Annotated in this window: 8 protein-coding genes; 6 read left to right on the top strand and 2 right to left on the bottom strand. The window is 65.9% G+C overall.

Going from position 1 to position 7,591, the window contains the following annotated elements; genetic code table 11:
- Positions 1–115: 115 nt before the first annotated feature.
- Both AC1DS3_RS34455 and AC1DS3_RS34450 read right to left on the bottom strand, forming a co-directional pair.
- Complete coding sequence (locus AC1DS3_RS34455) at positions 116–814, bottom strand: SDR family NAD(P)-dependent oxidoreductase (protein ID WP_477128938.1); 699 nt, start codon at positions 812–814, stop codon at positions 116–118.
- The gene (locus AC1DS3_RS34450) at positions 699–1,628 is read right to left on the bottom strand and encodes a dioxygenase family protein (RefSeq protein ID WP_441640711.1); all 930 of its coding nucleotides are present in this window, start codon (positions 1,626–1,628) and stop codon (positions 699–701) included. Before AC1DS3_RS34450 ends, AC1DS3_RS34455 begins: the two co-directional genes overlap by 116 nt.
- 147 nt (positions 1,629–1,775) lie before the next feature.
- Here AC1DS3_RS34450 and AC1DS3_RS34445 point away from each other — a divergent pair, with 147 nt between their 5' ends.
- The 6 genes from AC1DS3_RS34445 to AC1DS3_RS34420 all read left to right on the top strand — a co-directional run.
- Positions 1,776–2,519, top strand: a complete 744-nt coding sequence (locus AC1DS3_RS34445; protein ID WP_441640684.1) for a YoaK family protein — start codon at positions 1,776–1,778, stop codon at positions 2,517–2,519.
- A gap of 117 nt (positions 2,520–2,636) precedes the next feature.
- The gene (locus AC1DS3_RS34440; RefSeq protein ID WP_441640685.1) at positions 2,637–4,031 is read left to right on the top strand and encodes a selenium-binding protein SBP56-related protein; all 1,395 of its coding nucleotides are present in this window, start codon (positions 2,637–2,639) and stop codon (positions 4,029–4,031) included.
- A gap of 62 nt (positions 4,032–4,093) precedes the next feature.
- Positions 4,094–4,777 carry a hypothetical protein gene (locus tag AC1DS3_RS34435; RefSeq protein ID WP_441640686.1) on the top strand — a complete coding sequence of 228 codons (684 nt, stop codon included), beginning with the start codon at positions 4,094–4,096 and terminating at the stop codon, positions 4,775–4,777.
- Positions 4,778–4,880: 103 nt separating this feature from the next.
- Complete coding sequence (locus tag AC1DS3_RS34430) at positions 4,881–5,648, top strand: N-acetylmuramoyl-L-alanine amidase family protein (protein ID WP_441640687.1); 768 nt, start codon at positions 4,881–4,883, stop codon at positions 5,646–5,648.
- 263 nt (positions 5,649–5,911) lie between these two features.
- A complete protein-coding gene (locus AC1DS3_RS34425) occupies positions 5,912–6,208 on the top strand; it encodes a hypothetical protein (protein ID WP_477128937.1) in 297 nt (98 codons plus the stop codon).
- A 56-nt stretch (positions 6,209–6,264) separates the two neighbouring features.
- Positions 6,265–7,591 (top strand): TonB-dependent siderophore receptor (locus AC1DS3_RS34420; protein ID WP_477128936.1); only part of this gene is annotated, 1,327 nt, incomplete at its 3' end.

The following is a 7,591-nucleotide window of genomic DNA, read 5'->3' as shown; positions in this document are numbered from 1 at the left end:
GTGTTGGTGTCTTGGTGTCTTGGTGTCTTGGTGTCTTGGTGTCTTGGTGTCTTGGTGTCTTGCCGTGTTGGTGTCTTGGTGTGTTGCTGTCTTGAACCATGCGCCAGGGGCGGGATCAGCCGAGCTGGCGCCCGCCGTCGACCACGATGGTGGTGCCGGTGGAAAAGCGCAGCGAAGTGGCACAGGCCACGATGGCATCGGCGACGTCATCCGGCTTGCCGATGCGCTTGAGCGGCGTAGTCCGGGCAGCTCGGTCGTTGAAGGCGCTGTCGCGCCCGGGCACGAAATCGGTGTCGACCACGCCGGGCGAAACGTTGAGCACGCGGATCTCCGGCGCCAGCGCGCGGCCTAGCGAGATGGCCATCATGTCGAGCCCTGCCTTGACCGCGCAGTACGCCACGTTGCTGCCCATGCCGGTGCGCCCCGCGATGGACCCCACATTGACCACCAGCCCCTCGCCCGTTGCCTTCAGGTGCGGCGCCATGGCGCGGATCGCGGCGAACTGGCCGCGCCAGTTCACCGCGAACATCTCATCGATCAGCGCATCGTCCAGCGCGTCGAGGTCAGCATGCGCAATTGCCTTGGTGAAGCCCGCGCTGTTGACCAGCATGTCGATGCGGCCGTACTTGCGCTGCACGTCATCGGCCAGGCGCACGAGCGATGCGGTATCGCTGATCTGCGCCACCGCCGCAAGATGATCAGTCGATCGGCGGCGTCGGGAAGGTCTGCTCGCCCGGCTCCAGCACAAAGTTGAAATCCAGCGTGTAGAACGGCGCCGCGAAACCGCCCCATGGGCTAGTGCCTTCGTCCACACGCCGGAAATGGCCCACCAGTTCGCGGTGCACGCCAAAGGTCACGTCCGATTCCAGATGCTCGGAATCGTCGGCAAACACCTGCGTGACAAGCGTGCGATAGCCCGGTGCCGCGGCAATGAAATGAATGTGCGCGGGGCGGTACGGATGGCGGTTCTGTTCGGCCAGCAGCTGGCCGACGGGGCCGCCCGTCGGCACGGGATAGCCCGCCGGGCGCACCGTGCGGAAATGGAAGCGGCCTTGCGCATCGGCCCGAAAGGCGCCGCGCAGGTTCTTGTCCGGTTGCGAGGGGTCTTGGTTGTCATAGAGGCCAACCGGCGAAGCCTGCCACGCTTCCACCAGCGCGCCGGCCAGGGGCTCGCCGGCGGTGTTGCGCACTTGCCCGCTCACAAACAATGGCAGCCCCGGCGTCTCGCCTTGCACCACGCAATCCCCGCACGCGTAAATCGGCGCGCCGCCGCGGTAGAACGGGCCCAGCAGGGCGCCCGGCGTGCGGCCATCGGTGATGCCGTTGTTCATCAGCGTCACCAGCGTCGACAGCCCAAGCACATCGGCCGCCAGCACCACCTCGTTGTTGGTTGCGTTGGTCGCATGACCCAGCGCCGCGACAAAGCGCAGCCCGAACTCGAACTCCTCGTCGCTGGGCCGCACCTCCCTCAGGAACGCGTGCAGATGATCGACCAGCGCGTCGACGACCTCCCGCAGGCGCGGGTCAGTGGTATCGCGCATCGCCTGCTTGACCAGTTGGCTGAGCGTGTGTTCGTCGTCCACCACGGACAGGCCGCGGCCGAGCCTCGGGGCAAGTGTCGTCTCCATATTCATCTCTGGTTTCCGTTCTTTGCAAACGTTTGCATTATGGACCGGGTTCTGGAAAAATCAAGGACATTTGCAATTGGACCGGCCCGCACGTCCTATGCTGTAGTACGGGCGAGCGCCCTCCTCTTCACAAACCTGAACTCCGCCATGCAGACCACACCACAGTCCTCGCCGCCCACGCAACCTGAGGCAATCGCCAGCCAGGTGTTCAAGGGCGCCATGCTCAGCCTGGTAGCGGGCTACGTCGATGTCGTCGGCTTTATCGCCCTGTTCGGCCTGTTCACCGCGCACGTCACCGGCAACTTTGTCATGCTCGGCGTGGCGCTCGCGCACGCGACCGGTGGCGTGCTGGCCAAGCTGCTGGCACTGCCGGTGTTCGCGCTAGCGGTGGCGGCGACGAAGATCGCCGTCGATGCCATGCAGGCGCGCGGCAGGCCGCCGCTGCCGCCGCTGCTGGTCACGCAAGGCGTGTTGCTTGCCGCCTTCATGCTGGCGGGCTGCGTGGCCTCGCCCATGGCCTCGCCCGACATGCCATCGGCCATTGCCACCGGAATGCTGGGGGTGGCCGCCATGGCGGTCCAGAACGCGCAATCCCGGATCGTGCTGACCGACCATGTGCCGACCACCATCATGACGGGCAACAGCACGCAGGTCATCATCGACCTGGTCGAGCTGCGCAGCGCCTCGGCCGACAAGGTGGCCGCAGCAAAGAACCGGCTGCGCAAGATGGTCCCCGCCATCGCTGCATTCGCGGCCGGCGCCGTGTCAGGCGCGTATGCCTATGTGCAGGCGTTGTACTGGTGCCTCGCCGTGCCGATCCTCATCCTGCTGGCGCTGGCGTATAGYTACCGGTCCGGCCCCGCCGCATCCCTGGCCAGGAGGCAGGCGTAGCGCCAGGATGCAACCATGGGAGCGTGCCTGAGCCAGCCTGAGCCAGGAACCGGCGCCCGACGTCCGCCGCGATGTGTCCTATAGTTCAAAGCCAGTGGTGGCGCAAGGAGATGCACCATGGCAACCTGGAAGCCCGACCCGAGCTTTTACCCCTCCCCGCGCCTGGCGGCTAAGGCGCCTGCCGAAGCACTCGCCTATGTGGCGATGTTCGATCCCACGCGTACCCAGCCTGACGGCATTGCCGTAGTCGACGTCGATCCCGCCTCCAAGGCCTACGGCACCATCGTCGGCCAGGTCATGGTGCCCAACGCGGGCGACGAACTGCATCACTTCGGCTGGAACGCCTGCTCGTCCTGCCTGTGCCCGAACGCCCCGCACCCGCATATGGAGCGGCGCTACCTGGTGGTGCCGGGCCTGCGCTCGTCGCGCATCTACATCATCGACACCAAGCCCGATCCGTTGCGGCCTGCCATCGCCAGGATCATCGAGCCGGGCGAACTGGCCGAGCGCACCGGTTACTCGCGCCCGCATACCGTGCATTGCGGCCCCGGTGGCATCTACGTGACCGCGCTGGGCAACGGCGAGGGCAAGGGGCCGGGCGGCATCATGCTGCTGGACCAGCAGGGCTTCGATCCGCTCGGGCAATGGGAAGTGGAGCGCGGCCCGCAGCATTTTGCCTATGACGGCTGGTGGCACCTTGGCTTCGACACGCTGGTGACCAGCGAATGGGGCACGCCGGACATGATCGAGGACGGCCTGGTGCCGGAGATCCTGCTCGGCTCGCGCTACGGCAGGCGGCTGCATTTCTGGGACATGACCAAGCGCAAGCACCTGCAGGAGATCGACTTCGGCGAGCAATACCAGCTCGTGTTCGAACTGCGCCCCGCGCACGACCCCACCAAGGCGTACGGCTTCGTCAACTGCGTGATCAGCCTGAAGGACCTGTCCTCGTCCATCTGGGTCTGGTATCGGGACGAAGGCAAATGGGCGATCCGCAAGATCATCGACATCCCTGCGGAGGCGGCGGACCCCGACCTTCTGCCGCCCATCCTCAAGGGCTTCAAGGCGGTGCCGCCGCTGGTCAGCGATATCGACCTGTCGATGGACGACCGCTTCCTCTACGTATCCTGCTGGGGCACTGGCGACCTGCTGCAGTACGACGTCTCCGACCCGTTCGCGCCGAGGCAGACCGGCCGCGTGCGCATAGGCGGCATCGTCTCGCACGCCACGCATCCGGGGGCAGGGGGCGCCGCGCTCAACGGCGGCCCGCAGATGGTGGAGGTCAGCCGCGACGGGCGGCGCATCTACTTCACCAACTCGCTTTACGGCGCGGTCGATGCGCAGTTCTACCCGGAGGGCATCGAGGGCTGGATGGTCAAGCTCGACGCCGCGCCCGAAGGCGGCATCCACTTCGACCCGCGGTTCTTCCTGCGCTGGCCGGCCGGCCATCGCCCGCACCAGGTCAGGCTGGAAGGCGGTGATTGCTCGTCGGATTCGTATTGCTTCCCGTAGCCGCATGGCGTCATAACCAACGTCATAACTAACGCCAAAACCAACGCCATAGCGCCCCCGCCATGTTCGCCACCACAGGCGTGCCGCTGGGCACGCAGTTCGCCACGCAGTGGTCCGCCCTGTGGCCGCTCTGGTGGCCGTGGCTGGCCATTGCCGCGCTGGGCCTGTTCCACGGTGTCAATCCCGCCATGGGCTGGCTGTTTGCCGTGGCGCTGGGGCTGCATCGCGGGCGGCGCAAGGTGGTGCTGCTGGCGCTGCTGCCGATCGCGCTCGGCCACGCCATCGCGGTGGCCCTGGTGCTGGCCGCCACGCTCACGCTTGGCAGCCTGCTAGATCCCCAATGGCTGGCGCGCGCCGGCGGCGCGGTGCTGATCGGCTGGGCTGCCTGGCATGCGCTGCGCGGCCATCGCCAGCGCCCCCGCGTAGGCATGCAGGCCGGCATGGCCGGGCTGGCGCTATGGTCGTTCCTGATGGCGGGCACGCACGGCGCGGGGCTGATGCTGGTGCCGGCGCTGCTGCCGTTGTGCCGCGCCGCCGGCGCACCGGCAGCAGGCGGGCCGCTCATGCCAGCGCTGCTGGCGCTCGGGCTGCACACGCTGGCCATGCTGCTTGCCATCGGCACCGTGGCGCTGCTGGTGTACGACCGCATCGGCGTGGGCTTCCTGCGCACCGGCTGGATCAACCTGGACCGGGTGTGGACGGTGGCGTTGACCGGGTGCGGCACGGCATTGCTGTTGATGGCATAGGCCGATGGCAACCCGATAGAATCGTGGGCCTATCGATTTAGCGCAGGTTTTAGCGCATATGCAAGCTATGCAGTCTCTGACTCCGGTGCGATTGGCCCGGCTGGTGTTCGCCGGCCTGGCGCTGGCTTTGTCGCTCCCGGCGAGCCCGGCATCTCAACAGTGCGACAGGAGCCGTTTCGCGATCGCCATTGACGCGGGGCATACCGCCAGCCATCCGGGCGCAACAAGCGCGCGCGGCGTGCCCGAGTTCGAGTTCAACTCGCGCCTCGCCGCAACGCTGGTGCCCGTGCTGGCGGGCATGGGGTTCGCCAAGGTATTCCTGACCAACGAGCGCGGCGCGGATATCTCGCTGACAGACCGCTCCGAGCTGGCGAATCGCCGCGGGGCGGATCTGTTCCTGTCGCTCCATCACGACTCGGTCCAGCCGCGCTATCTTTCCGCATGGACCCATGAGGCCAGCCCGCAGCGCTACAGCGACGACTTCAGCGGCCACTCGATTTTTTACTCCGGCCATAACCAGCAGCCAGATGAAAGCCTGCGGTTCGCGCGTGTGCTGGGGTCCGAGCTGCACAAGCGCTGCCTTCGCCCTACCCTGCACCATGCCGAACAGATCGAAGGCGAGAACAGGGAACTGGTCGACCCGGACCTGGGCATCTACAGGTTCGATGCACTCAAGGTCCTGGCCACCACGAAGATGCCGGCGGTGCTGTTCGAAGCCGGGGTGATCGTCAACCGCGCCGAGGAAGCCCGGCTTGGAGATCCGGCACACAGGCAGATGATGGCCGAGTCGATCGGCGCGGCGGTCGCCCGGTTCTGTGCCGGCGACAAGGGGGCGGCAACAGCAGGTGCTCAATCATGCTTTCCTCCCTGATGGCGCCGGGCCGGCCAGTGCTCGCAACTTGCGCGGCACGCTGCATGGGCGACAGTCGTCGCCTTGCTCGCCCTGTGCGCCGTGGCACCAGTTAGCGTCATTCCCCTCCGGCGCCCAGCGCATCTTGCCTCTGCAGCCGCGCCGGCACAGCCGTTACCACAAGTTTGGTCGCTCAAAAGCAATCCCTTTCAAAACATACGAAATACGAATCAATCGTATTTAATTAGGTACATTAGACGGTCGAAGTTCTTTTGATTGCCGTCATGGTTGTTTTCCCATTTTCCGTTCGCCGCTTCGCCTGGCATGCCGGCCTCGCGCTGCTCCCCGTCGCCCAGGCCGTCCACGCGGCATCGCAGGACGCGGCCGCACCGACCGAACTGCCTGAAGTGCGCGTCAGCGCCAGCACTGGTGGGTACATGCCATCCGTCGCCAGCGGTGCCACCCGAACAGAAACGCCGCTACATGAGGTACCGCAGTCGGTTCGCGTCGTGACTTCGCAACTGATCGACGACCTGGGTGCAACGCGCCTGTCCGAAACCGTGGACTACGTCAGCTCCTGAAAGGCCCGGCCGCAGCGCTCTATGGCAACAGCGAACCCGGCGGYACCATCAACATMGTGACCAAGAAGCCGCAGTTCACCAGGGCCAATACCGCAGACCTGAGTATCGGCTCGCTCGGTTTCCGGCGCGCGGCGCTGGACAGCACCGGCCCAATCACGGAGAACGTGGCCTACCGGCTCAATGTCATGGCGGAAGACGGGGCCAGCCGCAGCTCGCTGCTCGACAACAGCAAGTACCTGGTAGCCCCTGCCTTCGCGTGGGTAATCGACAACAAGACGCTACTGCAGTACGAGGGCGAGTTCATGCGCGCGCGCACGCCGCTGGACCGGGGCCTGATCAACGTCAACGGCCGCATCGACCTGCCTCGCGACCGCGTCTTGGGTGAACCAGGGGACCCCAACCTGCATCTGTCCAGCGACACCCATCAACTCACACTGGACCGTGAACTGGCGCCTGGCTGGCGCACGCGCATCGGCATGAGCTACAAGGAATCCGGCTTCTACGGCGAAGCCGCAGAGTTCGGCAGCCTGCTAGCCGATGGTCGCACCCTGACCCGCCGCAACAGCTGGCGCAGCCTGCCGTCGCGGGACACCTCGGCACAGGCCGAAGTGGAAGGCAAGTTCCAGACCGGTGGTCTGGGGCACACTGTGCTGGCGGGAGTGGAGGCATCGCGCCTCTACATGGGCATGGATATCGCCTACTCCAGCGTTGCATCCAACCCGTATGCTATCGACATCTACCAGCCGGTGTACGGCCAGGCGCAGCCGCCGGTGGCGCTGAGCATCAGCACCCGGGAGAATCAGCGCAACCTCGGTGTGTACCTGCAGGACCAGATCGATCTCTCCGAACAATGGAAGCTGCTTGCCGGCGTGCGGCTGGACAACTATCACCAGACGGTGGACAACCTGATCACGGCGAAATCCACCAGCCAAAGTCAGAGCGCGGTGTCGCCACGCGTGGGCCTGACTTGGCTGCCGGGCGCGCAGACCTCGCTCTACCTGTCGCTGGGTAAGTCCTTCCGTCCCAACAGCGGCGTGGACGAGGCGGGGAATGCCTTCGACCCGCAGCACGGCCGGGCGCTGGAGGCCGGCGCAAAGTGGCAGTCTGCCGACCAGCGGCTGGGTGCGACGCTGGCTGTGTTCGATATCGTCAAGCAAAACGTGCTGACCCGCAGCCCCACCAATGCCAACTTCAGCGTGGCTGCAGGCGAGGTACAAAGCCGCGGACTGGAGCTCGATGCGTTCGGCCAACTCGACACGCACTGGCGCGTTAGTGGCAGTTTCGCCCTCATCAACGCCAAAGTGACGGAGGACAACTCAATTGCCGTGGGCACGCGCCTGACCAACATCCCCAAGGTAAGCGCGAGCCTGCTGGCGATCAGAG

Source organism: Cupriavidus sp. 01L46, assembly GCF_056399905.1.
Note: the sequence above shows the minus strand (reverse complement) of the source record. Positions and strands in the feature narration are given on the sequence as shown.